This is a genomic window from Streptomyces sp. NPDC054866, from assembly GCF_053610745.1.
Map to the genome: position 1 here is coordinate 806,215 of NZ_JBSGZA010000002.1, position 25,350 is coordinate 831,564.

The window sequence follows — 25,350 nt, forward strand, 5'->3', positions numbered from 1 at the left end:
GCGACCCACTGCAGTCACCCAACGTAGGCGATCAGGCACGCCACGTATCCGGCGTGCGGTTGCATCTGCCGTCGGCATGTGCGCCGTTCACCTCTCTTCACCTCCCTTCACCGCTCGGTCACGCCACTCACGCACCACGGTCACCAATCGGCCCAACTACGCCTATTGCAACGGGAGTTCGTATGATGCGGCCATGGCGAGTCACGGGGATCTCATAGCGGGGCGCTACCGCATCACGACGCCGCTCGGGCGCGGCGGCATGGGCACGGTCTGGCGAGCGGAGGACGAGCTCCTGGGCCGTGCCGTCGCGGTGAAGGAGCTGCACGTCGACGCGGGCCAGTCGGCCGCCGACGCCGCGGGCAGGCGCGAACGCACGCTGCGCGAGGCGCGCTCGGTCGCGCAGGTGAAGCACCCCGGGATCCTGGTCCTGCACGACGTCGTCCAGCACGACGCGCAGCCCTGGCTCGTGATGGAGCTGATCGACGGCCGCTCGCTCGCCGACCGGATGGCCCTGGAGGGCCCGGTCCCGCCCGCCGAGGCGGCCCGCATCGGCCTCGCCCTGCTCGCCGCGCTGCGCGCCGCGCACACGGCCGGGGTCCTGCACCGCGACCTCAAGCCCGCGAACGTACTCCTGGAGGCGGGTACGGAGCGCGTGGTGCTCTCCGACTTCGGGATCGCGCAGGTCGCCGGGCAGACGACGCTCACGGAGACGGGCGCGTTCGTCGGCTCGCCCGAGTACACCGCCCCGGAGCGCATGTCGGGGAAGCGCACGGGCCCGGAGTCCGACCTGTGGTCGCTCGGGGTGCTGCTCTGCGCGGCGGTCGAGGGCGAGTCGCCGTTCCACCGGGACTCGGTGGCGGGGGTCCTGCACGCCGTCGTCATGGACGAGATCAGGGTCCCGGAATCCGCCGGTCCGCTGACTCCCGTCGTACGTGGCCTTCTTGAGCGGGATCCCGAGCGGCGGCTCGGCGCCGACGAGGCCGAACAGGCCCTGCGGGGCTTCCTGGTGGAGGAGCGGATGCCCACCGTCCCTCGCACGCCGGTGGCCCCTAGGCCCGCGACGCCGCCGCCGTCCGACGACGCGATCGTGCTCGGCTCGGCCCCGGCACCGGCGGCGCGCCCCCGGATCCGTACGGCGCTCCTGGCCGGCGCCCTGGTCCTCGCGCTCGCCGCGGGCGGCACCGGGGCGTGGATCATGACGCGGGGTGACTCCAGCACGGGGACGGAGGCGACGGGACGCGGTGGTCCCGCGGACGAGGTGCGTGAGAAGCCGGAGACCGAGAAGCCGGACAAGACGCCGTCCAAGAGCGCCGACAAGCCGAAGAAGCCCGGCAAGGACGGCAGGAACGGCAAGAAGAGCCCCGCCCCCAAGCCGTCCCCCGAAGGCACCGGCAAGCCCGCCCCTGCCGGGACGGCCGCCCCCGACAAGCCGGACAAGCCCGCCGACGACGACCCGGCCCCCGCGGGCTACCGGACGGTCTCCGACCCCACCGGCTTCAAGATGGTGACGCCCAACGGCTTCGTCCGCTCGTCCGAACCGCCCCGCGTCTTCTACAACTCGGCGGACAACGCCTTCCGCATCGGCGTCCACCCCCAGCCCCTGGACCCGGAAGGCCCCGTGGCGGTGATGCGGCAGGCACACAAGGACGGCCCCTCGGACTATCCGGGCTACCGCGACGGCTCGGTCCGGGAGACCACGCACAACGGCCACCCCGCCGCAGTCTGGGAGTTCACCTGGGACGGCGGCTCCGGCGACGGCGGACCGCGCCGCACGTACGACCTGAGCTGGGACGAGGGCGGCAAGATGTACGACCTGTGGGTCTCGGCCCCGGCCGGCCGCGCGGCAGCGGGCGAACGCCACTTCATCGAGGCGCACCGCTCCTTCACGCGAACAGGCTGACGGTTCCGAGGGCTCAGCTCAGCTCGGCTCGGCTCAGCTCTTGGCTCAGCCCTTCATCAACTCGTCCCGCAGCGTCGGCACATGGCCGTGCTCCACGTCCTTCACCGCGGTGACCAGCGTGACCGTCCCGTCGGCCGCCAGTTCACGCAGGTGCTCGATCGCGTCCTGCTGCTCCGGGCCCGCGAGCTCGGCGCGGTAGCGGCGGCCGAACTCCTCGTACTGGTCGCGGTGTTGATGGAACCAAGTCCGCAGCTCACTGGAGGGCGTGATCTCCTTGAGCCATTCGTCGACGGCCGCCCGCTCCTTGGACACGCCGCGCGGCCAGAGCCGGTCGACCAGGACGCGCACGCCGTCCGCCTCGTCGGGCGGGTCGTACACGCGGCGCACGGGGAACGTCTCGGCGGCCTTCATAGGCCCATCGTCGCGCCCCTCCAGACCCGCCGCATCTCGAAAATGCGAACACGGGAGCAGTTGTTCCCTGGAACAGGTGATCGTTGCGCCAGCGATTGCATGTGACGCAAGTGATTGACGATGATTACGGAACGCAAGCAACGGGCTGCAGACCGTAGTTGCCGCGTACCCGGTCCATGTCCCATACGGGCGCCGGGAGTTGGAACATCCAGAAACATCCTGAGCAAGTCCCACAAGGAGAAGCACCACCATGAACCTCATCACTGACGTCGTCGCCGGTCTCGCCCACTTCCTCGGCTGGCTGGTCTGACGTCACCCGAAGTTCCCGCAGCGGCGCCGCCTCCCTCGTCCCACGGGAGGCGGCGTCGCCGCGTCAGGGCTTGCCCGAGGAGAAGGTCAGCGCGTCCGATCCGGGTAGAAGTCCCGCGTCGCGCCCCTGCCGTCCTTCGCCTTGCCGAGCAGGCCCGCCGGATACTCCACGAGCCAGTAGCTCGCCGCCCCGACCGCCAGCGCCACCGCGAGGACCATCAGTGCCGCGAACGGGAAGCCCGCCCGACCGGCGGGCACCAGGCCGGACTTGATGAGCTGGAGCATGACCGGCTCGTGCCAGATGTAGACGCTGTAGCTGATGAGCCCGACCGCCGTCACCCAGCGTGCCCTCAACAGGCCGTGCCAGCGCACCTGTTCACGCGGGCGGACATGCAGCGTGGCATAGAGCAGCGCGAACCACAGCAGGGCGGCGATCGGGTGGTAGAAGGTGTGGGCGAAGTTCTCCGCCTCGGAGAGGTACGACAGGGCGTAGAGCCCCGCGAGCGCCGCCATCGCGACCGGCACCGTCGCTCGCGCGCTCAGCTTGCCCCGCTCGCCGAGCCCCACGAGCAGCACCGCGAGCGCCATGCCCGCCGCGAACCCCCCGAAGCGGGCCTGCGGGCCGAAGTACACCGGCCAGTTGGTGTGCGGCACCCCCACGACGTAGCGCGCGACGGAGATCCAGACCACCGGCAGCACGTAGAGCGCCGCGCACCCCGACAGGCACACCGCGACCCGCGCCCGCCGCGTCGCGAGCCCCCGGCACACCCGCACCGCGAGCGGCCCGAGCGCGACGAGCGCCAGGTAGAAGGCGACCTCCAGGGAGAGGGACCAGGTGGGCCCCAGGGTGTAGAAGATCCGCTCCTGGTCGAAGACGTGCGTGAAGGTGAGGTGCTCGACCAGGTCGCGCCAGTCGCCCGGCAGCGTCGGATTGCGGCTCGCCCAGACGACGAGCACCGCCAGGAAGTACAGCGGCAGAATGCGGATCGCCCGCCGGAAGAGGAAGGTCTTCCCCGTACGGACGGAGCCTCCGTCGATGGCGGCGCGGGCGTACGACAGCGTGAGCAGATACGCGGACATCACGAAGAAGAGGTCGATCACCTCCAGCGAGACCAGCGCGCCGAGCCACGGGCTTTCGACGGGCGGGTGCGATCCTGCCGCGTCGTAGGTGTAGTACTCCTGCCACACGTGGAAGAGGACCGTGCTCAGGGCGGCGAGGCCGCGGTATCCCTGGAGTTCGAGCGCGCGCCCACGGGACGCGGGAGGAGCGGGAGCCGACGCCTCGGATACCCCGGTGGGCCGCGCGGCGGTCAGCGTACTCATGCGCGCCCCGCCGTCTCGGGTACGGCGGCGCGCGGCGTGACCCGCCACTGCCGGTCGCCGAGCGCCTCCTTCAGATGCGCCTGGCGCGCCACCATATTCTTGAAGTGGGAGTAGAAGAACGTCGAGACGAGCAGGTAGCGCCAGAACCACGCCTTGCGGCGCCGCAGTTCGGGCACCGCGAGCCGCCACGCGAAGGCCGCCTGCACCACCCCGGCCGACAGGGTGAACGCCGCCGCCATCAGGCAGACCGGCACCGCCCAGTCCAGGCGGTCGGCGCCGCCCGCGCGCCACGCCGCGTGCAGCAGGATCGGCAGGATCTGGAGCGTCAGCCACGGCTGGACCTCACGCCAGCCGAGCAGCACGAACAGGCCCGTCTTCTGGCGCCGCGAGTACACCGGCGAACGCAGCGCGCCCCACAGGTGCCGCAGCGAGACCTGGAGCCAGCCCTGCGCCCAGCGCGAGCGCTGGTTCCACAGCGGGCGAAGGAGCGTGGGCGCGAGCTCACGCGAGATGAGCGTGCGGTCCATGGCGATCCGCGCGCCTTCGTTCAGGGCGCGCATCGTGGAGTCGATGTCCTCGGTCAGCATCGAGCCGTGCATCCGGGTCCTTGCGAGCAGATCCGTGCGCCAGAAGCCGTTGGACCCGCCGAAGACCCCGAAGCCGTACATCCTGGTCCGTCCGGGATGGCTGACCGCGTAGATCGTCTCGAACTCGACGCCGACCGTCCTCGCGACCCACGAGCTGTCGCCGTTACGGATCACGCAGTGCCCCTGGACGACGTCGTAGCCGTTGGACAGCCAGTCCCACGCGTGCCGGAAGGCGTTCGGGGCGGGGTGGTGGTCGGCGTCGAAGATGCCGACGAACTCGCCGTGCACCCGCGTCACCGCCGCGTTGATGTTCTGCGCCTTGGACGTGCTCCCGGCCACCGGAAGCAGCACGAGCCGCGGATCGCGGGCCGCCATCTCGCGCAGGGTGTCCTCGACGGGCAGCGGATGCGGGGTGTTGTACGCGAGGACGATCTCCAGGTCGCCGGGGTAGTCGAGCCGAAGGAACGACTCGACGGTGTCGACGATGGTCGCGGCCTCGTTCGGCAGGTACGCGGCGATGACGGCGCTCGCGGACGGATAGGGCGCTCCTGGCCGGTCGGGCCGGGACGTCGCGTCCAGCGAGAACAGGCACTCCAGCATGATGAGCAGGGCGGAGAGCACGAGCCCCGCCACCACCACCCAGTACGCGAACCCGGCCGCGTCCCAGCCCAGTTCGTACGCCTGCTGGTAGAGCAGGAACGGCACACCCACGCCGAGGACCAGCGGGAGCACGGGCGAGAGGAGACGGGTGGCCCAGGTGACCAGCGCCCGGAGTCCGGCGCGGGCCCTGCGGTGGCCGTGCGGCGCGCTCGTCCGCATCCACGGCTCGTAGCGGACCGGGCGCAGATCCCGGTGGCGCACGGCCTCGGCGACGGCGTCCCGCGCGTGTTCGGCCGCCCGGGTGTGGTCGGCGTACTCGGCGAGCGGGGTCCAGCCGACCGCCGGGGTGAGCCGGACGTTCTCGTCGGCGACGACGAAGCGCGTCCCGGCCACGGACACGGCGAACTCCCGCAGGCTCCGCGTTGCGGTCTCCTCGTCGACGCCGGGCATGAGCACGAGGAGCTGCCCGGCCTCGTCCCAGCCGAGCCGGTCGCAGACACCACCGAGACGTTCCGCGACCCCGGCAAGGCGCTCGGCGACCTCGCGGCGCACGCGCGGTCCGAGCCGTGTCTCCAGGGCCGCCATCTCGGCGACGCCGACCACGGCGAGGACGCCACCGCGCCGGGCGGCGGGCGGGCGGCTGAGCTCGCGGTCGAGTTCGTCCATGAAGTGCGGACCCGAGTAGAGGCCGGTGCGCGGATCGCGCAGCAGGTTCTCCACCGGGACCGGTACGCGGTGCAGCTTGGCCGCGATCCGCGCCGAGAGCTCGCGCGGGTCACAGGCCTCCGGCAGGCAGTCGTCGGCGCCGTGCCGCAGCAGGTCGGCGACGGTGTCGGGGGCGTGGGTCCTGGCCGCCGTGACCATGAGCAGCGGTAGCGCCTGCCCCGCGGGATCGGCGCGGACCTCGCGTATGACATCGAGGCCCTGCCGCCGCCCGTCCGGGCCGTCGTCGAGGGCCACGATCGCGTCCGGTGGCGCCTGCCTGACCTGGCGGTGTACGTCGCCGGGGACGGCGTGGGTGACTTCGTACCCGGTGAGTTTCAGCGTCCGGGTGAGCAGTTCACGGCTCGGCCCGGGTGAGCCGACGGCCAGGACGTGGCCGTTGTTGCCGTTGTGGCTGTTGTGGCTGTTGTGGCCGTTGTTGGGTGGTGTGGCGGAAGGGTGCGGTATCAGCACCGGTGTGACGGACATCTGTGTGGTCCCATCCTGTTCGGATTGTGGGGGGAGGACCGCTTCGGTTTTCGTTGAGCCACCAACTAGCCCTGAAACAGGGTCAAGTCGGTCACATCAGCCTCAACGATCACTGTGACACCGCACCTTCACTGGCGTAACGCTCTCATTACGTCCCTGTGCCGAGAGTGAGCAGGCCGGGCCGGCTGTCCGGCCCGGCCTGCGTCGCAGGTGCCCCTACCGCACCCCCACCGCCCGCACAATCTCCTGCGTGACCGATCCGCCCCGGTCGTCACTCGCCGAGGCCCGCAGCGAAATGAACTCCGCGCTGCCGGGCACCTTCAACTTCCCGTCCCACGCGGCCTTGCGGCCGTCCCGGTCCAGGTCGACGCCCTTCCAGCTCTTCCCGTCGTCGTAGGAGACCTCCAGCGTGCCGCCCCCGATGACACCCGTGTCCACGGCCCCCTTGACGTACTCGGAGAAGATCCCGACATCCACGGACCGCCCGCCCCGGACGTCGCCCGCGAGATCCGTGTCCACGTCGAATCCGAGGTTCAGCAAGGGCAGGAAAGTCTTCCTGTCACCGGCCGTCTCCTTCGACTTGAAGGTCCACTCCGAGTGGCCCTTCGTGGCGAGCCGCCACCGCTCGGGGTCCAGCGTCGTGTCCGTCACGACCTTGTACGTCGTCAGCGCCGGATTCGCGTCCCACACGTACACACCCGAACTCTTCCGCCGGTCGACCAACTCCCCGTCCGCGTACACCTCGCTGACCTGCGTCATCGAGTCCTCGTTCCACACGTCACCGAATCCGGTGTGGTCGGGACCGGAGTCGCCCCACCCGGGAACGTTGAATTCCAGGGTGTTCCCGTACCGCTGCTGACCCCAGCCGAGGCCGGTCCCCAGCCACGGGTGCCACACGGGCTTGAACCAGTTCAGCTCACCCCGCTCGCCGCCCCGGTAGGCGACCAGACCGCTCCGCTCCTCCAGGGCGCCGGGCCCGACCGACACCGACTCGTGCCACAGCTGACCGGCTCCCGTGGACGCGTAGTCCGTCCGCTCGACGGGGTAGTCGATCTTCTCCTGGAAGCCGATCCCGACCTCGAAGGTGTCCGTAAGGGAGTAGCGGAACTCGCCGCCAGCCACCGGCTTCACCGCGTGGAACTTCGTGTCCAGGAGGGCAAGTTCACGCTTGGAGGGTTCGTACGTCAGGTCGCCGCGGGGCACCGCTCCCTTGTGGCCCTCCGACACGTCGTAGACGTAGGGCGTGCGGGATGTCGCCGTCGTCTCCACGGACCTCCCCGCCTTCGCCGCCGCGAGCAGCCGCGCACCGTCCGCCGCGTCGACCGTGCCGATCTGCAGCGGCCGGTCCGCGTTGTCGTCCGTACCGAACCAGGCGTTGAGCTTGCCCGGCGCGTCGTCCGTCACGAACAGCGCCTTCACTCCGGCGTCCTGGGCTGCCTGCCCGAGCTGAGACGGCGTCACATCACTGCCGCCGGAACGCCGCACGATGACGGCCTTGCCCTTCACGTCCTTGCCCGCGTACTCGGCAGCCGTGCCGCCGCCCACGTTCATGATCGGCAGCTTGGTGCGGCCGTCGCTCACGGTGCCGCCGGGCTGCGCGACCACCTGGCCGATGCCCTTCACGTCCAGAGTCGGCTTGCCGAGGCGCCAGACGGTGCGGTACTCGAAGCTGCCGTCGGTCACCTTTGCGGTGGGTGCCGCGAAGACGCTGTCGTACTTGACGGGCACCTGGACCGCGCCCATCAGCTCGGCGCCGTTCGCCTTGCGGTCGTACTCCATCAGGAGCTGGCGGGTCTCCGTCCGCTTGCCGACGTCCACGCCGACCTCGCGCAACTCCCGCCCATCCAGGGTGACTTCACGGTCCCGGTCGAGGACGACCTCGGGCGCGGCGAGGAAACCGAGGCCCAGGGAGTCCTTGCCCTTGCTGCCGCGCACGTCGAGGAAGGAGGAGAGGGCGTACGTGCCGGGCTTCAGGCGCAGCTCCAGGGTCCCCGAGTCGCCGACCTCCGCCTGGACGGGGTCGACCTGCTCGGCGAGCCGCTGGAAGACCAGACCGGCACCGGTCGGCGCGCCGTCACGGTCCTTGACGCGGACGGTGAGCGTGTACCGCTCCTCCTCCTTGACCAGGCCGAACGCGGTGTGCGCGACGGGCTTCCCGGCCGCGCTCGCGACGATGCGGCCACTGGTGTTGCCGACGGGTGCCTTCGCGCCGTCACCGGTCACCGTGGTCGACGCGGTGCCGTGCGCGGGGACGGTGAGCGTCTTGTCGGCGAGGGTGGCGACACCATCGGCCGCTCCCTCGACGGCGAGGCTCAACACCGCTTCCGCGTCGGACGAGTTGGTGTACGTCACCGTCTTCGTGACGGGCTTGTTGTCCCCGTACGGCCAGGAGTAGAAGCCGAGGTCGGTGCTTCCGGTCGCGGTGACCCGCGCGTCGATGGCACCGGGCACGCTGACCCGGCCCGCGCCCAACTCATAGGCGGACGCGTCCAGTTGCTCGGACGACGACATCAGCGCGTCTTTCAGGCGCGCCCCGCTCCAGTTGGGGTGCTTCTCGGCGAGCAGGGCGGCGACGCCCGCGATGTGCGGGGTCGCCATCGACGTACCGCTCATCTCGGTGTAGTAGCCCTCACCGGACACGAGCTGCGAGCGAGCGGCGAGGATGTCGACGCCGGGCGCGGACAGGTCGGGCTTGAGGGCGTTGTCGCCGTACCGCGGGCCCTGGCTGGTGAAGTACGCGGCCTTGTCGGCGGAATCGACCGCGCCGATGGTCAGCGCGGAGTCGGCGGCGCCGGGCGAGCCGATAGAGGAGGGGGCGCCGGTGTTGCCCGCGGCGATGACGAAGAGGGCGCCGGTGTCCTTGGAGAGGGTGTTGACGGCGGCGGCCATCGGGTCGGTGCCGTCGCTCGCCTCCCGCGAACCGAGGCTCATCGACACGACTTTGGCGCCGACGTCCTTGGCCGCCCACTCCATTCCGGCGATGATCTGCGATTCGCTGCCGGAGCCCTCGTCGCTGAGCACCTTGCCGACGGAGAGCTCGGCGCCGGGCGCCACGCCCTTCTCCCTGTTGGCCTCGGACTCCGCGCCGCTGCCGCCGACGGTCGATGCCACGTGGGTGCCGTGACCGTTGCGGTCGGCGACTTCCTCGCCCGGGATGAAGCTCTTGCTCGTGCCGACCCGGTCCTTGAGGCCGGGGTGGGAGGCGTCGACACCCGTGTCGAGGACGGCGACCTTCACGCCCTTGCCGGTGAGCCCGGCCTCCCAGGCCTTGGGGGTGCCGATCTGCTCGTTGCTCTGCGCCATGTCGGCCTCGACCCGGCCGTCGAGCCAGATCTTGTCGATGCCGTCGGCGAGGCCACCGTCCGAACCGGCGCGCGTACGCCCGGACTTGGCGGCACCCGGCGCAACGTCTCGCCAGAACGAGTCAGGCTTCTCCGCCTTCACCGCCAAGCCGCCCACGCTGGGCAGCGCGCGCACCTTGTCGGCGCCACGGGGTGTCGCCGGACCCGCGTCGTCACGGCGCGCGCTCTTCTCGTACGTGTCGTACGTGACGATGAGCGGCAGCGCGCCGCCCTTCGCGTCCCCGAGGCCCTGGCGTATCAGCTCCGTCACGTCGAAGAGCCGCTTGTCGAGGGTGCCCGCGTTCAGATAGGGGCGCGCCTCGTCCGGTACGACGGTGATGCGGTCACCCGCTATCTCGCTCCGTACGGCTCCGGTGGCGCCGACGGGCCGGTCGACGGTGACGGTCTTCTTGCCGCCGCCGAGTTCCGTGACGGTGACCTTGTCCCCGGTCACAAGGGTGACCGTGTGGGCGGTGGGGGTGGCCCGCCCCTGCGGGGCGTCCGCGGGTGCGGCGGTCGCACTGTGCCCTGCCGGCAGCAGCGCGAACGCGAGGCCGACGGCCGGAAGCAGCCTGGCTCTTCGCCACGCGGGTGATCGGGTCATGGGTGCCCTCTCTTCGTCGGACCCGGGCGGGGGTGGTTCCCGGGCGCTGCGAAAAGTGTCGGGGGGCTTGTGTTGCAGGGGTGTTGACGGGTGCTGGCGGGAAGCCGCCAGGGCACCTTCCCGCCAGCCTCACCCGTGCGCGTCCGTTGCCCGGGACACGGATGACAGCCGCAAGGACCTTCCGTAACAATGCGGTTGGCAGGTGCGGCGAGGGCTCGACGGGGGCATTGATGGACGATCTGGTGGAGTTCACGACCGACGACGGCACGCGGGTCGTCATGGCCGACGTGGAGGACACGCACGGCTCCCACCTCATCTCCCGCGGCGACGGTCCCGCCCGCGCGGTCCACACCTTCGAGGAGTCGCTCGCCGGGGCGCGCGCGGCCGCGGAGTCCGCGCTGCGGGTGTTCCGTGACGGCAGCCTTCGCCCGGACTCGGTGGAGATCGAGTTCGGCGTGCGGATGTCGGCGGAGGCGGGTGCGGTGATCGTGAAGGGCACGGCTGAGGGCCACTTGGTCGTGCGCCTCGCGTGGACCCCGGAGGGGCCCGCGGGGCCGCGGGGTGCGGCATGAACCCGAGAACGGGCCCGCCGCTCCGCGGCGGATCTCTCCCACCCACCCACCCGATTACCCCGCAGCGACCAGCGATCAGCCGCAGTCGGCACCGAGACGCGAGGGGACGTGCCGGTATGTCTGCCCGGAGCACGGACATACCGGCGCGGCCCCGCACCCAAAACGGGCCGGCCCCGCAGCCCGCCCCCCGCAACGCCCCGGAGGCCGGCCCCACCCCATGAGCAGCGCATCGTGGCATGCCCGCATCGTGTGCGGGAGCGAGGTCGGGGCCGGGTTCCTCGTGTCCGAGCGGCACGTGCTGACCTGCGCCCACGTCGTCCGCGGCAGCGGAACCGGCAGCGGCGGCAGCAGCAGCGGCACCCGCACCGCCGCCCCCGTCACCGTCTCCTTCCCGCACCGCGAGGACCTCGGCGCGGTGAACGCCGCCGTCGGGGCGCACGGCGGCTGGGACGGGCTCGGTGACGACCTGGGCGACCTCGCCGTCCTGGAGCTGGAGCACCCCGTGCCGCTGCGGCCCGCCGAGTTCGCGGCGCCCGACGACGCGTACACCGAACCCCGCCCCCGCCTCCTCGTGTACGGGTTCCCCAAGGGCTACCGCGAGGGCACCCTCGCCGAGTACCGCGCCACCGCCGCCCAGCGCATCGCCGACGAGTGGGTCCAGCTGGAGGCATGGAGCGCGCACGGCCAGCCCCTGGCACCGGGGTTCAGCGGCGCGGCGGTGACCCTCGCGGACAGCAACCGGGTGGTGGGCATGGTGTCGGCCGCCGCCCGCGCCTCCAGCGGCGTACGCAACGGACGGATGCTGCCCACCTCCGTCATGGCCCGCTACTGGCCCCCGCTCGGCGACCTGATCCCCACCCCCGGCCACCAGCGCGCCGCCAAGGAGAGGCTGCGCGCCCTGGTGGACCGGGCGGCGGACACCCGCGCCGCCCGCGACCCGGAGCGGCTGTACCGCGACGCGGTGGGCCCGCTCGGCCCGCCCGTGCCGCCGGAGGGCTTCGGCTCGCTGTGGTCGGCGGCCTGGTACGTGCTCTCGGAGGTGGACGACCCGGACGCGGTGGAGCGCCTCGCCGACCGCCTCGCGGGCCTGCTCGAAGCACCCGCGGCCCCCTCCCCGCCGAAGCCCGGCGAGTTACCGGACTGGGCCCCCATCCTCATCGAGATCGACCACAGCGGCGCGGGCGACGACCAGCTCCTGGTCGAGGTCTCCGCCTACCGCGAGGGCCTGCGCCACCCCGTCGGCTCACACACCCTGACCGCGGGTCACGTCCGCGCCTACGTCCAGGAGCGCGTCGACGACGCCTTCTCCCATCTCACCCCCGGTACGGACGAGTTGCTGGCCTTCGTGCTCCCCCGCGCGCTGCTCAACTGGCCGGTGGCTCACTGGGAATGCGGCGCCGACGACCCGACCCCGCTCGGCTGCTCGTACCCCCTGGTCGTGACCGACCGCTCCCGCCGCAAGGGCGGTCTGCGTCACCGTCTCGCCCGGCAGTGGGAGCACTTGGACGACCGGCCCACGGCCGTCCTGCACCGCGTCGAGTGCGGCACGCAGGAGAAGCCGAACAAGCTGAGGTTCCGGCTGCGGCGCGACGGCGCGGACCTGGCGGGGTTCGCGGCGCCGCCACGCGCCGGCCGCGGCGGGCCCGAAGCCGACGTGACGCACTTCGACGTCTCGCTCACCGCGCCGGTGCCGGTCCTCCTGTGGCCGCGCACGGGCTGCGAGGACCCCGGCCACCGGAGCGACAAGAGCTGCGCGGGATCCGACTTCCTCGACCGCATCGCCGCCCACATCGAAGGACACCCGCCCGCCGAACTCCCCCGTACCATCCTGACGTTGCGCGAGACCGCGGAGGCTTCGGACGAGCCGGACACGCACTGGGCGAGGGACGTGCAGCTCCTCTGGGACGATCCGCGCTGTTTCCCCGACGCACCCGCCGCCCACCGCCGCTCCCCCGTCGCCTGAGCCCGTCGCAGTACGCCTGAGTCCGACGCCCGAATACGGAGAACCCCGATCATGTCCCTGTGGCCCGTCTACACCGGCACGAACGAGCCCCACGACGGGATCACCGAGCTGCCTCCGCCGCCGCCCTGGCGCGCCTTCGACGGCGGCCCGGTCCTCGACACGCCCACGGACGACGGCTCGGCGACATCCCCGGACCGCGTGCACCGCGCGCACACGTACCGTGCCACGGAGACCTGCGTCCAACTGGTCAACGCCGCCCTGTACTTGCGGCGCCCGCTCCTGGTGACGGGCCCTCCGGGGAGCGGCAAGTCGAGCCTCGCGTACGCGGTGGCACGGGAGTTGGGCCTCGGTCCCGTACTGCGCTGGAACATCACGAGCCGCAGCGCCCTGCGCGACGGCCTCTACCAGTACGACCCGCTGTCGCGCCTGTACGCGGCGGGGCGCTCCCCGAAGGCGAGGGCGCCGCGGGACGGCGCGGGCGTCGAGGACCACCTGCGCCTCGGCCCGCTCGGCACCGCCCTCCTCCCCTACCACCGCCCCCGCGCGCTCCTCATCGACGAGATCGACAAGAGCGACCTCGACCTGCCCAACGACCTCCTGAACATCCTGGAGGAGGGCCAGTACGAGATCCCCGAGCTGGTACGGATCGCCAAGCAGACCCCGAAGGCGGACCTCCTGACCGACGGCTCGGACGACCCGGTGACGGTCGAGCGCGGCCGGGTGCGCTGCCGGGCCTTTCCCTTCGTCGTCCTCACCAGCAACGGCGAGCGCGAGTTCCCGCCCGCGTTCCTGCGCCGCTGCGTCACGCTGCGCCTGCGCCAGCCGCGCGACGAGCACCTGGAGGAGATCGTCAGGGCCCACCTCGGCGAGCCCGACGCCTACGCCCGCACGCTCATCGCCCGCTTCCTGGAGCGCGGCACGGGCGGCGAGCTGGCCACCGACCAACTCCTCAACGCGATCTACCTGACCGGCGCGGCGGGCATCGACACGGCCTCGCGGGACGAGCTCGCGCGGCAGTTGATGCCGTATCTGACGCAGGCCGCGGATCCGGGCCCCGATGCACTCTGACGCGCCCCGGGGCCCTGTCGCGCGGCTCGCCGATCTCCTGGCGGAGGCGGCGGACGGCTCACGCCCGACATCGACCGAGCTGGCCGAACTGCTGTGGCTGGCAGGGCAGATGGGCGGTGACGGGCCGGAGCCACAGGAAGCCACCACCGCCGGACCGCCGACGGAATCCACGCCGCCGACGGGCGCGGAGGAACCGGCCGAGCCCGCTCCCACCCCCGCTCCTGCCCCCGCCCCGGACGACCGGGTGCCGCTGCGGCTGCCGGCTCCCGCGGGCGGTGACGTTCCGGCGACGCCCGCCACTTCGGAGGGCCCGTCGAGCGCCACCGATTCACCGGGGATGGCCGGTCACACCCCTGTCCGGGTCCCCGTGCCCCCGATGGTGACGCACCCCCTCACCCTGCAACGCGCCCTGCGCCCCCTCAAGCGCCGCGTCCCCTCCCCGGTGGGCCAGGTCATCGACGAGGAGGCCACCGCCCACCGCATCGCCCGCCTGGGCGGCCACCCGCGCGGCTGGCTGCCGGTCCTGCGTCCCGCCGACGAGCGCTGGCTGCGCCTGTGTCTGGTGTACGACGCGGGCCCCACCATGCCGATCTGGCGCCCCCTGGTCCACGAACTCCACACGGCGCTCGCCCAGTCCGGCATCTTCCGCACGGTGGAGCTGCACCGCGCGGAGCCGGACGGCACGGTGCCACCCCAGGCTGCCCACGCACCCGCTTCGGGCCGCACGGTCACCCTCGTGATCAGCGACTGCATGGGCCCGCAGTGGCGGGACGGCGCGGCGGGCACCCGCTGGTACCGCACGCTGCGGCGCTGGGCGGCACAGATGCCGGTGGCGGTGATCCAGCCACTCCCGGAACGGCTCTGGCGCACCACGGCTCTGCCCACGACTCCGGGCTCACTCTCGGCCCCGCACCCGGCGGCACCGTCCGCGGCCCTCGCCTTCACTCCGTACGCCGCCTCGGAGGCGCCGCCCGCCGGGGCGGTACCGGTCCCGGTCCTCGAACCCTCCGGTACGTGGCTGTCACACTGGGCTGCGCTGGTGGCGGACGCGGGTGGGGGACAACTGCCGGGCGCGGTGGGGTGGCTGAACCACGGCCCACCTCCCCCGGCCCCCGACACCTCGGACATCACGGACCTCACCCCCGAGGACCTCGTGCTCCGCTTCCGCTCCACGGCCTCCCCCGAGGCGTTCCGCCTGGCGGGCCATCTGGCGGTGGGCGAGCCGCAGTTGCCGGTGATGCGGCTCGTCCAGGCGGCGGTGGAGGAGCGTCCGCGCCCGCAGCATCTGGCGGAGGTGATCCTGAGCGGGATGCTTTCTTCGGGCGGGGGCGCCGGGGCGTACGAATTCCGGGACGGTGTACGGGAGTTGCTGCTGCGCACGCTGCCGCGTACCGCGCGGGGGCGTACGCGGGAGCTCCTCGCCCGGGTGGGCGGGCTGATCGACGAGCGGGCGGGGGTGGCGCCGGGGGTGCTGCGGGCGGTGGCGGGCGTGCCCGGCCGTGGCGGAGGCCCGGACGCCGGGATGGGCGAGCCGTTCGCGACGGTGACGCCGGACAGTGTGCGGCAGCTCGGCGGGCGCCGGGACGCGGGGCTTCTCGGTGATCGCTACCGCATGGTGCGGAAGGTCGGGCGGAGCGAGAGTGTGTGGCTCGCTGAGGACCAGGACCGGGGCGGGGAGCCCGTGGTGGTGCAGCGTTACCCGCAGGCACCGCAGTGGCTCCGCCTCGGCTTCACACGGGCCGCACGGCGGCTGTCCCGGTTCCGCCATCCGAACGTGGCCCCCGTGCGGGACTACGCCAACGGTGAAGTCCCGTACGTGGTCATGGATTTCATCGAGGGCCGCAATCTGTCGGAGCTCCTGCGGCACCACCCGAACGGGCTGCCCACCCACCAAATTCTGGACCTGATCCCGCCCCTCGCCCTCGCGGTCCGCGCCCTGCACGCCGAAGGCCTGACCCACAGTGCCATCTCCCGCACCTGCGTGCGGCTCCCGCCGAGGGGAGGCGCCGTGCTGTGCGGCTTCACTCTCATCCCCCACAGCGAGGAGAGCGAGGCATCCGACCTCGGCGCGCTCGGCCGCCTCGTACGCGAGATGTACGCGGGCGTCGACGCGGCCGGGGGGCCGTCGGCCGACGACCTGGTCACCGGAGTGAGCCCGGCGAGCTCATCCGGAACACCCGAGCGCCGCGCCGTCGGGGGCACGCTGCTCTCGGCCGTCAGGGGCCTCGAATCGTCCGACCCGGAGCGCCGGCGCCGTGGCCTCCAGCAGCTCACGCAGCTCTCCGCGCCCGGGTCCCGCGAGCGCACGTACTCCCTGCTCGGCCCTCTCCGCGTCACGCGCGGCGGCCGCCCGCTCGCCACCGGCAGCGGCAGGGAGCAGGCCATGCTCTGCCTGCTGCTGCTCCGGCGCGGCCGGGAAGTGCCCATCGACGAGCTGATCGATGGCATGTGGGGTTCGAGCACCGCGCCCGTCAACGCACCCCGTCTCATCGGCACTTACGCGTCCCGCCTGCGCAACGCGCTCGGCCCCGACTCCGTGGTGACCGGGAACGGCACCTACGCGCTGGCCCTCCCCACCGGCCCCGACGTCGTCGACCTGTTCCGCTTCCAGCGGCTCCACGACGACGCCCGGGACGCCCGTTTCGCGGGGGACTTCGTCCGGGCCCGCGAACTGGCCCGGTCGGCCCTGGAACTGTGGCGCGGCAAGCCCCTGGAAGGCGTCCCCGGCCCGGCGGCCCACGCCACCCGCGCCGACATCGTGCGTCTGCGGCAGTCCCTGCTCCACACGCGCCTTGAGCTGAACCGGGAGCTCGGCGCGACCGAACAGGAGCGGGCGGAACTGGACGAGCTGCTGCGCGAGTTCCCGCACACCGAGGACGAGGTGCTCGCGCCCCAAGAGGAACTCCCCAGCGACCAGCTGGACGACCTCGGCGTCAGCCGTGAGCTGCCGGACGACCAGCCCACGCCCCCCGCGACCACGATCACCTTCGAGTACCTGGCCCGCCCGGCGGGACGCCAGGAGGACGTACGGCAGAACCTGGGCCGGGAGATCTCCCACCTCCTCATCCGGGGCGGCATCGGCCCCGACCGGTTCGAGATGCGGGCCGGTCCGCGTGGCTGGGAGGTGATCGTGGCCCCCGAGGTGCACGTCCTGCACGTACTGACCGCGACGGTCAACGAACTCCCGGCCGCCCTTGACGTCTTCCCCGTACTCGGGCTCGGGGTCACCCTCACCCACGAGCCGGACCCGACGGTCTCGGCGCCCGCCTTCCCCTCCGGCCTCCGTCATCTGCTCGGGGGCGACAGCAGGCGCGCCGTCGTGATCGTCTCCAGCGACCTGCGCGAGCGCCTCCAGCGCTCGGGCCGTCTGCACCACGGGTTCCAGGCGGTGCCGCAGTCCGACGACTGGTACTGCGAGGTCACCACCGAGCCGCCCCCCGCCCCGGTGCCCGCCGCCATCGAGTCCGTCCTCCTCTGCTTCGACGGAACCCTCGCCCGGCTCTACACGGCACAGTCCGCCCGCCATGCCGCCAGGGCTCTCACCGCCCTGATCGCCGAGGGGCGCGACCCCGAGGCCGCGCTGGCCGGCACCCCCCTGCTGCCCGAGCCCCGCCCGGCCGGCAGCGCGGCGGACGGCATCCACCCCATGGACGTGCTCCGCGCCTTCGCCCGGCGCCGCACGCTCTCCCAGGAGCTGCACACGCGCCTGGAGGAGATCGAGATGCAGGCCGCCCTCACCGCGAAGCCCTCGCCCCACGTCGCGAACCTCCTGCACACCCTGGCCCGGCCCGACGAGACCCTCCGCCTGGCCATCGTCACCGACACCTCGCCGCGCGCCGTGACGGCCTATCTCGGCGCCAAGGGGCTCCACCTCCCCGGCGCCGGGATCCACGGCCGCACCCAGGACCTCACCCTCCTCATGCCCGACCCCGACTGCCCGCGCCGGGCGCTGGAGCAACTGGGCACCCCGGCGGACCGCTGCGTCATGGTCGGTTCCTCACCGGAGGAGGCGGCCGCCGCCCGGAGCCTGCGCATCGCGTTCATCGGGTACGCACCGGGCCGCGCGGCCCGCGAGCGCCTGGCCGCCGCCGGAGTGCGTACGACGGTGAGCGATCTGTCACGCCTCGTCGACCTGCTCCACGACCGGTGAACTCCCGCGCCGCTACGCCTCCGGCGCCTTCGAGTCGTACCGGGCGAACCCCCGCCACCTGACGGCCAGGAGCCCCACGGCGACGACGCATGCGGCGCCGCCTCCCACCACCGCGAGGCCCGGCGACCCCAGGTCTCCCACCGACCCCGCGATGAAGTCGCCGAGCCGGGGCCCGCCCGCCACCACCACGATGAAGACCCCCTGCAACCGCCCCCGCATCTCGTCCGGCACGGCCGCCTGAAGCATCGTGCTCCGGAACACCATCGAGATGGTGTCCGCACAGCCCGCCACCGCGAGGAAGAACAGCCCCAGCCACAGGTTCCGCGTCAGACCGAAGACGGCGATCGCCGTGCCCCACCCGGCCACGGCGAGGAGGATCGCGAGCCCGTGCCGCCGGACCCGGCCCAGCCACCCGGAGAACACCGCGCCGAGCAGCGCCCCCACCGCGGGCGCCGCGACAAGCAGCCCCACCGTCTTCGCGTCGCCCCCGAACCACACCACCGCCACCGCGGGGAACAGCGCCCGCGGATGCGCGAGCACCATCGCGCACATGTCCGTGAAGAAGGTCATCCGCAGGTTCGGCCGCGTGGCGAGGAACCGCAGCCCGTCGAGGACCGAGGCCCGCTTCCTGCGGACCCCCCTCTCAGCTCCCTCCGGCCGCATCGCGGGCAGCCGCCACATCGCGTACAGCGACGCGCTGAAGGCCACCGCGTCGACCGTGTACGCCGCCTGATAGCCCCACAGGCCGACGATGAGTCCGCCCAGCATGGGGCCGAGCATCGTGCCCCCGGTCGTCGTGATCGACGACAGCGCGTTGGCCGCGGGCAGCTGCTCCGGCGGGAGGAGCCGCGGGATCATCGACGAGCGTGCCGGCGAGTTCAGCGCCCCGCAGACCGCCTGCAACGCGACCACGGAGTACAGGAACCACACGTGGTGGAAGCCCGCGAACGCGCCCGCGGCCAGCACGACCGAGAGCCCGCACGAGCCGAGCGACGAGTAGAGGCCGAGCTTCCGCCGGTCCACCGTGTCGGCGATCGCGCCCCCGTACAGGCCGAACACCACGAGCGGTACCAGCGAGAAGAGCCCCACGAGGCCGACCGAGAAGCTGGAGTGCGTGATGTCGTAGACCTGGAGGGAGACCGCGAGCGCGGTCATCGCCTGGCCGATCCAGGAGATCGTGTTGCCGAACCAGAGACGGCGGTAGTCGACGGACGTACGCAAAGGCGTCAGATCGGCGAGTATCCGCCTTTTCGCGACGGGCCCCCGGGGCTCCACTGGTAGCGGGGGCAGCGGGGGGTTGTCGGCGGCTTCGGGTATGTGAGGGCCGTCGGCTTCGTCTTCTTCCGGGGGCGTATGCGTCACACGGGATGCTAACTGCGCCGCCCGAGACGCGATCAAGACCACCCGTGCGGCGGCACCCCGCCCGGCTCAGCCCAGCGCGCGCGCCGCCCGCGGCCACCGCACGATGCGAGATGGGACCGTCGTCCGACGGTCCGTACGGTCTGCGCTCTCGGGAGGATCTGCCATGACCGTCAGTCTGGAGCAGTTGCGCCGCTGCCACATCGCCGTCGACCTGGGTGCCGCGAGGACCCGGGTGTTCGTGAAGGGCGCGGGTCTCGTCGTCGACGAACCGAGCGCCGCCGCCGTGAACACACGGACGGGCGCGCTCATCGCGGTCGGCCAGTTCGCCGAGCAGATGACGGGACGTACGCCGGGATACATCCGGGTCGTACGGCCCGTCTCCGGCGGCACCGTCGTCGACATCGAGATGGCCCAGCGCATGCTGCGCCACCTCCTCGGCGAGAAGCTCCGCCGCACCCTGCGCCGCAAGCCGCGGCTGCGCGCGGCCGCCTGCACGCCGCACGACGCGGATCCGCTGGCCCAGCGCGCCGCCGTCGAGACGATGGTCGGGCTCGGGGCGCGCCGGGTCGAGCTGGTGGACACGCTCATCGCGGCCGCGGTCGGCTGCGGGCTTCCCGTCGAGCGGCCGGAAGCGACGATGATCCTGGTGTGCGGGGCCGCGACGACCCAGGTCGCGGTGCTGTCCCTCGGGTCGATCGTCACGGCCCAGCGGATCCCGGTCGGCGGCGAGGCCATCGACCGCGCGATCGTTCAGCACCTTCGCCAGCACCACGAGCTGGTGCTGCCCAGCCAGTCGGTACGCCCCCTTCAGCTCGCCCTGCGCGGCAACGGCCTCACTCCGAACGGCCCGGAGTCGACCGAGATCCACGGCCGTGACGTCGCCACGGGCCTGGCCCGGTCGGTGCACGTGAACACCGCCGCCGTCCGCGACGCGATCCACACCCCGCTGACCGCCGTACTCGACGGCATCGGCAAGGTGCTGCGGGACTGCCCGCCGGACCTGGTGGCCGACCTTGCCGATCGCGGGATCATGATGGTCGGCGGCAGCGCGCTGCTCCCGGGGCTCGACCAGATGCTGCGGGACGCGACGGGGATGCCGGTGGCGATCGCCGAACGGCCCGACGTGTGCGCCGTGCTCGGGCTCGGGGCGATGCTGGAGGGCAAGATCCAGCCGTTGGTCCTCAACCCCCTGTCCGGCTGATCCGGGCCCTCCCCCCGCTGATCTCAGCACGACGCCGCGGAAGAGTGCCCGTATGTCGATGACCGTGCAGCTGGTCGGCTCCGGGCTGATCCTGCTCGCCTTCGTCCTTGCCCAGGCGGGCAGGCTCGGCACGGACACCTGGCCCTACCTGTGGCTGAACTTCGCCGGGTCGGGTCTCACCGCGGGCGATGCTCTCCACGAACGGCAGTGGGGTTTTCTGCTTCTGGAGGGTGCGTGGATGGTGGTCTCGTCGCTGAGCCTGGTCAAGAAGGCGCGGGGCGGGCCGGGCGGGGACACGGGCGGCCGGGCCCGATGAGCGGCGACGACCTGCCCCTGCCCCTCGTGCCGCTCCTGGACGCGGTGCTCGGCGTCGGCACGGACCTCGAACTGCACACCACGCTCCAGCACATCGTGGAGAGCGCCACGGAGCTGACCGGCGCCCGGTACGGCGCGCTCGGCGTCATCGACCCCGGCCACGGCAAGCTGACCGACCTGTTCACCGCGGGCCTGACCGCGGCCGAGCGGGAGCGCATCGGCCCTCTCCCCGACGGCCGCTCGGGCCTGCTCGGCACCCTGATCCGCGAGCCGAAGCCGCTCATCCTGGACGACCTGACGGCGGACCCGCGCTCGTGCGGCGTACCGCCTGGGCACCCGGAGATGCACAGCTTCCTGGGCGTTCCGGTGCACGTCCACGACGAGGCGTTCGGCAATCTCTACCTCACCGAGAAGCGCGAGGGCCGCTTCACGGACGAGGACCTGCAACTGCTCCGGGTCCTGGCCAGCCAGGCGGGCATCGCGATCGGCAACGCCCGCCTGTACGAGGCGGCGAGACAGCGCGAGCGGTGGATCGACGGCGCGGCCGCGGTCACCACGGCCCTGCTCACCGGCGAACCGGCGGCCGACGCGCTGATGACGGTCGCCGAGCAGGCCCGCATCCTCGCGAACGCGTCGGCGGGAGTGATCCTTCAGCCCACGGACCAGGGCGGCATGCGGATCGTCGCGGCGGCGACGCAGGACGACGGCCCCGAACCCCCGCGCGAGGCGCGGGCCCACCCCCACGACCTCCAGAACGACCTCATCGGCACCACGATCGAGCCCGGCAGCGCGGTCCTCGAGCAACTGCTCGGGGGCGAGCCGGTGTTCGTCGAGGACTCGGCGACCGACCCCCGGATGACCACACGCGTACGGACCAACTTCGGGCCCAGCATGATGCTGCCGCTCCAGGCGGGCGGGCGGCTCATCGGGACGCTCGCGCTGCCCCGGCGCAGGGGCGAGAGCGCCTACACCTCCGTGGAGCGTCTCCTCGCCACGCAGTTCGCCTCGCAGGCCGCGCTGGCCCTCGTCCTGGCGGACGCCCAGCAGAGCCGGCAGCGTCTCGCGGTGTTCGAGGACCGCGACCGCATCGCCCGCGATCTGCACGACCTCGTCGTCCAGCGGCTCTTCGCCACCGGCATGATGCTGGAGTCGACCCGCCGCAGGGACCGCTCGCCGCAGGTGGAGTCCACGCTCGACCAGGCCGTGGACGAGCTGGAGTCCACCATCCAGGAGGTCCGTACGGCGATCTTCGCGCTCCAGCAGCCGCCGGCCGACGCCCCGACCACGTTCCGCGGCAAGGTGCTGCGCGAGACGGCGGGCGCGGCGGCCGTGGTCGGAGTGCAGCCGTCCGTCCACTTCACCGGTGCCGTCGACGCCCGCGTCACGGAGCCCGCGGCGGGCCATCTCCTGGCCGCTCTGCGCCGCGCCCTGGCCACCGCGTCACGCCGCCCCGACGTGACGCGCATCGAGGTGGCGGTGGACGCCCGGGCGACGCTGCCGGACGGCCGGACGGGCGTACGTCTGACGGTCTACGACGACGGCACGACGGACGGCGTCGGCTCGGGCACCACGACGACCTGGCAGGCACCGCTCTAGGGCCTGTCGGCGGATATGCGTCTACGCCGCTTCGTAGTGGTGCGCCCGCCCGCCGCGCCATCTCACCCACGCGGGATCGTCGAGGAGCCCCTCCGCGTCCGGGAGACCCGCCAGACGCAGGAACTCGACCACGTCCGCGTCCGAGTGCGCGAGGCCGAGTATCTGCCCGCGGACCGTCACCCGCCGGCCTCCGGTGCCTGACGGCGGATGCACGGCCACCGGCGCGGCTGCCGTGGATCCGGCGTGCGCGCTCAACGGCGCTTCCGCGATTGCAGGTACCAAGCCGCGGCGAGGCCGATGACCACCAGGAGGATCAATATCTTCATGAGCCCCTGCTGCCCCGGATCGCGGGCCTGAAGCTCACCCGCGCGTCACTTCACAGAGAAGAACGGGGGAGGTTTGCGCTGCTGACGCAGGTGGAATCGTTCCTGCGCCCCAGCGCTTCGGTGGGGCGGGTGGGACTCGAACCCACGGCCGACGGATTATGAGTCCGCTGCTCTAACCGGCTGAGCTACCGCCCCTAACGGCGCGTCGCGCACATTTGTGCGCGCCGTCTGCCGCAGCATAGCCGCTCATACGATCTCCTGCTTCGGATGGTCGGCATCGCTCGACCATGAGGACCTCAGTGCTGCCCGCATGGTTCCACCAGGCACGAAAAAGGGCCCCTGAGGGCAAACTCAGGGGCCCTTCCTCACAGCTCTCCCGACTGGACTCGAACCAGTAACCTGCCGGTTAACAGCCGGCTGCTCTGCCAATTGAGCTACAGGAGACCGAGCTCCCCCGACTGGACTCGAACCAGTAACCTGCCGGTTAACAGCCGGCTGCTCTGCCAATTGAGCTACAGGGGATCGTCTCGTTGCATCGAACGCAGCTACCTGGGAACTCTCCAGGCGGCGGGCGGTCGCTGCGACACATACATTAGCGCAAGCAGGGGGGTGCTCCGCCAATCGGTATCCCCACCGCCCACACAGGGCAGCAGACGAGCGAACAGACGATCGATGCCGACGCAAGGGAAGGGTGGCAGCCATGCGCTACCGGCTCACATTCGTCGCGGGAGTGGCTCTCGGGTACGTGCTCGGTACCCGGGCAGGCCGCGAGCGCTACGAGAAGCTGAAGAAGTCCGCCCGCGAGTTCGCGCAGAACCCCGCCGTGCGCAACACCGTGGAGTCCGCGACGCAGCAGGGCCGCGACGTGGCGGGCAAGGCCTTCCACACCGTGTCCGAGAAGGTCGGGGACCGGGTCCCCGACTCGGTGGCCGACCGGGTGCGGTCGCTGCGCGAGCGCGGGCAGAGCGGCGCCGAGGACGACTGGGGCACCAGTAATACGTAGCCGGGGCTCCTCCTGGGAGCTGAGGTACGGGACACGTCGCGCGGTGCGGCAGAATTCCTGACATGGGGATAGTCGCAGGGTTGGACAGTTCGCCCGATTTCACGCGCATCGTGGTCTGTGACGCGGACACGGGCGCCGTACTCAAGCAGGGCTATGCCCCGCATCCGACGGAGGGCCCCGACGGAGGCGGCCGTCCGTCGGACGTGGATCCGCAGGCGTGGCTGCTCTCGCTCGGCGAGGCAGCCGGGGGCGGGCTGCTGGAAGGCGTACAGGCCATCGGCGTCTCCGCGCAGCAGAACGCGGTCATCCCCCTGGACCAGCACGGCAACACCGTGCGGCCCGCGCTCGTCGGCAACGACCGGCGGGCGCAGGTCGCAGCCGCCGACCTGATCGACGGGCTCGGCAGCCGCGAGGCCTGGGCGCAGGCCGTCGGATGCGTCCCGCAGGCGGCGCACCCCGTGACGAAGCTGCGCTGGCTGGCGAAGAACGAGCCGGAGTCGGCGCAGCGCGTGGCCTCCCTCATGCAGGCGCACGACTGGCTGGTGTGGCAGCTGCTCGGGCGGCCCGCGCGCCGCACGAGCGACCGGGGCGGGGCCTCCGGGACCGGCTACTGGTCGGCGGCGACGGGTTCGTACCGCCCCGATCTCGTGGAGCTCGCGCTCGGCCACCAGGCGATGCTGCCCGAGGTGATCGGCCCCGCGGAGGCGGCGGGGACGACGCCCGAAGGGCTGCTGATCTCGGCGGGTACGGGCGAGACGATGGCGGCGGCGTTCGGGCTCGGGGTCCAACAGGGCGACGCGGTCGTGTCGTTGGGGGCTTCGGGGTCCGTGATGGCCGTGCACCACGAGGCCCTGGTCGACGCGAGCGGGATCATCACCTCGCTCGCGGACGCCACCGGCATGCATCTGCCGGTGGTGCACACGCTGAACGCCGTGCGGGTGCTGCGGGGCGCGGCGGAGATGCTCGGGGTGGCCGACCTCGAAGGACTCTCGGAGCTGGCCATGAAGTCGACGCCGGGTGCGCACGGGCTCGTACTGCTGCCGTATCTGGAGGGCGAGAAAACTCCGAATCTGCCGCACGCGGCGGGCACCCTCACCGGGCTGCGGCGTGAGTCGATGCGGCCCGAGCATCTGGCGCGGGCGGCCTTCGAGGGCATGCTGTGCGGGCTCGGGGACGCGCTCGACGTGCTGCGTGGCCGTGGTGTGGAGGTGCGCCGGGTCTTCCTGCTCGGTGCGGCGGCCGAGCTGCCCGCGGTGCAGGCGGCGGCGCCGATGTTGTTCGGTACGCAGGTCGTGGTGCCGCAGCCCGCGGACTACGCGGCGATCGGCGCGGCGCGGCAGGCGGCCTGGGCACTGAACGGCCAACTGCCGTACTGGCAGGGGGCGGCGGCGCAGATCTTCGAGCCGGGCGAGGAACACGCAGTGGGCCAGGCGGTACGCCAGCAGTACCGAACGGTGCGGGAACAGGCACATCCGGGGGCATTCAACAGCGTCCCGTAAGGGGCGCGGGGAACTGCGCGACCAGCCAC

16 protein-coding genes and 3 tRNA genes are annotated in these 25,350 nt (G+C 72.3%); 10 read left to right on the plus strand and 9 right to left on the minus strand.

What is annotated here, in order from left to right:
• The first annotated feature begins 193 nt into the window (after positions 1–193).
• Positions 194–1,900 (plus strand): serine/threonine-protein kinase, encoded by a 1,707-nt coding sequence (locus tag ACWGI2_RS12410; RefSeq protein WP_453695154.1) that lies wholly within the window; start codon positions 194–196, stop codon positions 1,898–1,900.
• Positions 1,901–1,945: 45 nt separating this feature from the next.
• Here ACWGI2_RS12410 and ACWGI2_RS12415 read toward each other — a convergent pair whose 3' ends face one another.
• The 4 genes from ACWGI2_RS12415 to ACWGI2_RS12430 all read right to left on the minus strand — a co-directional run bounded on the left by ACWGI2_RS12415 (position 1,946) and on the right by ACWGI2_RS12430 (position 10,266).
• The gene (locus ACWGI2_RS12415) at positions 1,946–2,311 is read right to left on the minus strand and encodes a DUF488 domain-containing protein (protein WP_453695156.1); all 366 of its coding nucleotides are present in this window, start codon (positions 2,309–2,311) and stop codon (positions 1,946–1,948) included.
• Positions 2,312–2,707: 396 nt separating this feature from the next.
• Positions 2,708–3,943, minus strand: a complete 1,236-nt coding sequence (locus ACWGI2_RS12420; RefSeq protein WP_453695158.1) for an acyltransferase family protein — start codon at positions 3,941–3,943, stop codon at positions 2,708–2,710.
• Positions 3,940–6,321, minus strand: a complete 2,382-nt coding sequence (locus tag ACWGI2_RS12425; RefSeq protein ID WP_453695160.1) for a glycosyltransferase — start codon at positions 6,319–6,321, stop codon at positions 3,940–3,942. The genes ACWGI2_RS12420 and ACWGI2_RS12425 overlap by 4 nt, the downstream gene beginning before the upstream one ends.
• 216 nt (positions 6,322–6,537) lie before the next feature.
• Positions 6,538–10,266: a S8 family serine peptidase gene (locus tag ACWGI2_RS12430; RefSeq protein WP_453695162.1), complete on the minus strand. Its 3,729-nt coding sequence runs from the start codon at positions 10,264–10,266 to the stop codon at positions 6,538–6,540.
• A 230-nt stretch (positions 10,267–10,496) separates the two neighbouring features.
• Here ACWGI2_RS12430 and ACWGI2_RS12435 point away from each other — a divergent pair, with 230 nt between their 5' ends.
• The 4 genes from ACWGI2_RS12435 to ACWGI2_RS12450 are packed head-to-tail and all read left to right on the plus strand — an operon-like array spanning position 10,497 to position 18,019.
• Entirely contained in the window at positions 10,497–10,838 is a 342-nt protein-coding gene (locus ACWGI2_RS12435; protein WP_453395403.1) for a CU044_2847 family protein, read from the plus strand.
• On the plus strand, positions 10,828–12,801 hold the full coding sequence (locus ACWGI2_RS12440; RefSeq protein WP_453695164.1) for a VMAP-C domain-containing protein: 1,974 nt from the start codon (positions 10,828–10,830) through the stop codon (positions 12,799–12,801). Before ACWGI2_RS12435 ends, ACWGI2_RS12440 begins: the two co-directional genes overlap by 11 nt.
• A 51-nt stretch (positions 12,802–12,852) precedes the next feature.
• Positions 12,853–13,869 carry an AAA family ATPase gene (locus tag ACWGI2_RS12445; protein WP_453695166.1) on the plus strand — a complete coding sequence of 339 codons (1,017 nt, stop codon included), beginning with the start codon at positions 12,853–12,855 and terminating at the stop codon, positions 13,867–13,869.
• Positions 13,859–18,019, plus strand: coding sequence for an SAV_2336 N-terminal domain-related protein (locus ACWGI2_RS12450; protein ID WP_453695168.1), 4,161 nt, complete (start codon positions 13,859–13,861; stop codon positions 18,017–18,019). Before ACWGI2_RS12445 ends, ACWGI2_RS12450 begins: the two co-directional genes overlap by 11 nt.
• Before the next feature lie 12 nt (positions 18,020–18,031).
• Here ACWGI2_RS12450 and ACWGI2_RS12455 read toward each other — a convergent pair whose 3' ends face one another.
• Positions 18,032–19,294, minus strand: coding sequence for an MFS transporter (locus ACWGI2_RS12455; protein WP_453695740.1), 1,263 nt, complete (start codon positions 19,292–19,294; stop codon positions 18,032–18,034).
• Between the two features lie 250 nt (positions 19,295–19,544).
• Here ACWGI2_RS12455 and mreB point away from each other — a divergent pair, with 250 nt between their 5' ends.
• From mreB to ACWGI2_RS12470, 3 genes are read left to right on the plus strand one after another with little or no spacing between them, the layout of a single operon-like run.
• Complete coding sequence (mreB, locus tag ACWGI2_RS12460) at positions 19,545–20,582, plus strand: rod shape-determining protein MreB (protein ID WP_453695170.1); 1,038 nt, start codon at positions 19,545–19,547, stop codon at positions 20,580–20,582.
• 52 nt (positions 20,583–20,634) lie between these two features.
• Positions 20,635–20,898, plus strand: a complete 264-nt coding sequence (locus tag ACWGI2_RS12465) for a CBU_0592 family membrane protein (protein ID WP_453695171.1) — start codon at positions 20,635–20,637, stop codon at positions 20,896–20,898.
• Positions 20,895–22,493: a GAF domain-containing protein gene (locus ACWGI2_RS12470; protein WP_453695173.1), complete on the plus strand. Its 1,599-nt coding sequence runs from the start codon at positions 20,895–20,897 to the stop codon at positions 22,491–22,493. The genes ACWGI2_RS12465 and ACWGI2_RS12470 overlap by 4 nt, the downstream gene beginning before the upstream one ends.
• 21 nt (positions 22,494–22,514) lie before the next feature.
• Here the strand turns inward: ACWGI2_RS12470 and ACWGI2_RS12475 are convergent, their stop codons facing one another.
• From ACWGI2_RS12475 to ACWGI2_RS12490, 4 genes are all read right to left on the minus strand, one after another.
• Complete coding sequence (locus tag ACWGI2_RS12475) at positions 22,515–22,748, minus strand: hypothetical protein (protein ID WP_453395410.1); 234 nt, start codon at positions 22,746–22,748, stop codon at positions 22,515–22,517.
• Between the two features lie 192 nt (positions 22,749–22,940).
• Positions 22,941–23,014, minus strand: a tRNA-Ile gene (locus ACWGI2_RS12480).
• 176 nt (positions 23,015–23,190) lie between these two features.
• Positions 23,191–23,263 (minus strand) — tRNA-Asn (locus ACWGI2_RS12485).
• A gap of 5 nt (positions 23,264–23,268) precedes the next feature.
• Positions 23,269–23,341, minus strand: a tRNA-Asn gene (locus tag ACWGI2_RS12490).
• Positions 23,342–23,519: 178 nt separating this feature from the next.
• Here ACWGI2_RS12490 and ACWGI2_RS12495 point away from each other — a divergent pair.
• Together ACWGI2_RS12495 and ACWGI2_RS12500 are read left to right on the plus strand one after the other, a co-directional pair.
• A complete protein-coding gene (locus ACWGI2_RS12495; protein WP_453395411.1) occupies positions 23,520–23,822 on the plus strand; it encodes a YtxH domain-containing protein in 303 nt (100 codons plus the stop codon).
• A gap of 62 nt (positions 23,823–23,884) precedes the next feature.
• Entirely contained in the window at positions 23,885–25,321 is a 1,437-nt protein-coding gene (locus ACWGI2_RS12500) for a xylulokinase (protein ID WP_453695175.1), read from the plus strand.
• Positions 25,322–25,350 lie beyond the last annotated feature (29 nt).

Excerpts from the sequence above, each read along its gene's own strand:
- ACWGI2_RS12410 (WP_453695154.1), top strand. The coding sequence starts at position 194 with ATGGCGAGTCACGGGGATCTCATAGCGGGGCGCTACCGCATCACGACG.
- ACWGI2_RS12415 (WP_453695156.1), bottom strand. The coding sequence starts at position 2,311 with ATGAAGGCCGCCGAGACGTTCCCCGTGCGCCGCGTGTACGACCCGCCC.
- ACWGI2_RS12420 (WP_453695158.1), bottom strand. The coding sequence starts at position 3,943 with ATGAGTACGCTGACCGCCGCGCGGCCCACCGGGGTATCCGAGGCGTCG.
- ACWGI2_RS12425 (WP_453695160.1), bottom strand. The coding sequence starts at position 6,321 with ATGTCCGTCACACCGGTGCTGATACCGCACCCTTCCGCCACACCACCC.
- ACWGI2_RS12430 (WP_453695162.1), bottom strand. The coding sequence starts at position 10,266 with ATGACCCGATCACCCGCGTGGCGAAGAGCCAGGCTGCTTCCGGCCGTC.
- ACWGI2_RS12435 (WP_453395403.1), top strand. The coding sequence starts at position 10,497 with ATGGACGATCTGGTGGAGTTCACGACCGACGACGGCACGCGGGTCGTC.
- ACWGI2_RS12445 (WP_453695166.1), top strand. The coding sequence starts at position 12,853 with ATGTCCCTGTGGCCCGTCTACACCGGCACGAACGAGCCCCACGACGGG.
- ACWGI2_RS12450 (WP_453695168.1), top strand. The coding sequence starts at position 13,859 with ATGCACTCTGACGCGCCCCGGGGCCCTGTCGCGCGGCTCGCCGATCTC.
- mreB (WP_453695170.1), top strand. The coding sequence starts at position 19,545 with ATGACCGTCAGTCTGGAGCAGTTGCGCCGCTGCCACATCGCCGTCGAC.
- ACWGI2_RS12465 (WP_453695171.1), top strand. The coding sequence starts at position 20,635 with ATGTCGATGACCGTGCAGCTGGTCGGCTCCGGGCTGATCCTGCTCGCC.
- ACWGI2_RS12470 (WP_453695173.1), top strand. The coding sequence starts at position 20,895 with ATGAGCGGCGACGACCTGCCCCTGCCCCTCGTGCCGCTCCTGGACGCG.
- ACWGI2_RS12495 (WP_453395411.1), top strand. The coding sequence starts at position 23,520 with ATGCGCTACCGGCTCACATTCGTCGCGGGAGTGGCTCTCGGGTACGTG.
- ACWGI2_RS12500 (WP_453695175.1), top strand. The coding sequence starts at position 23,885 with ATGGGGATAGTCGCAGGGTTGGACAGTTCGCCCGATTTCACGCGCATC.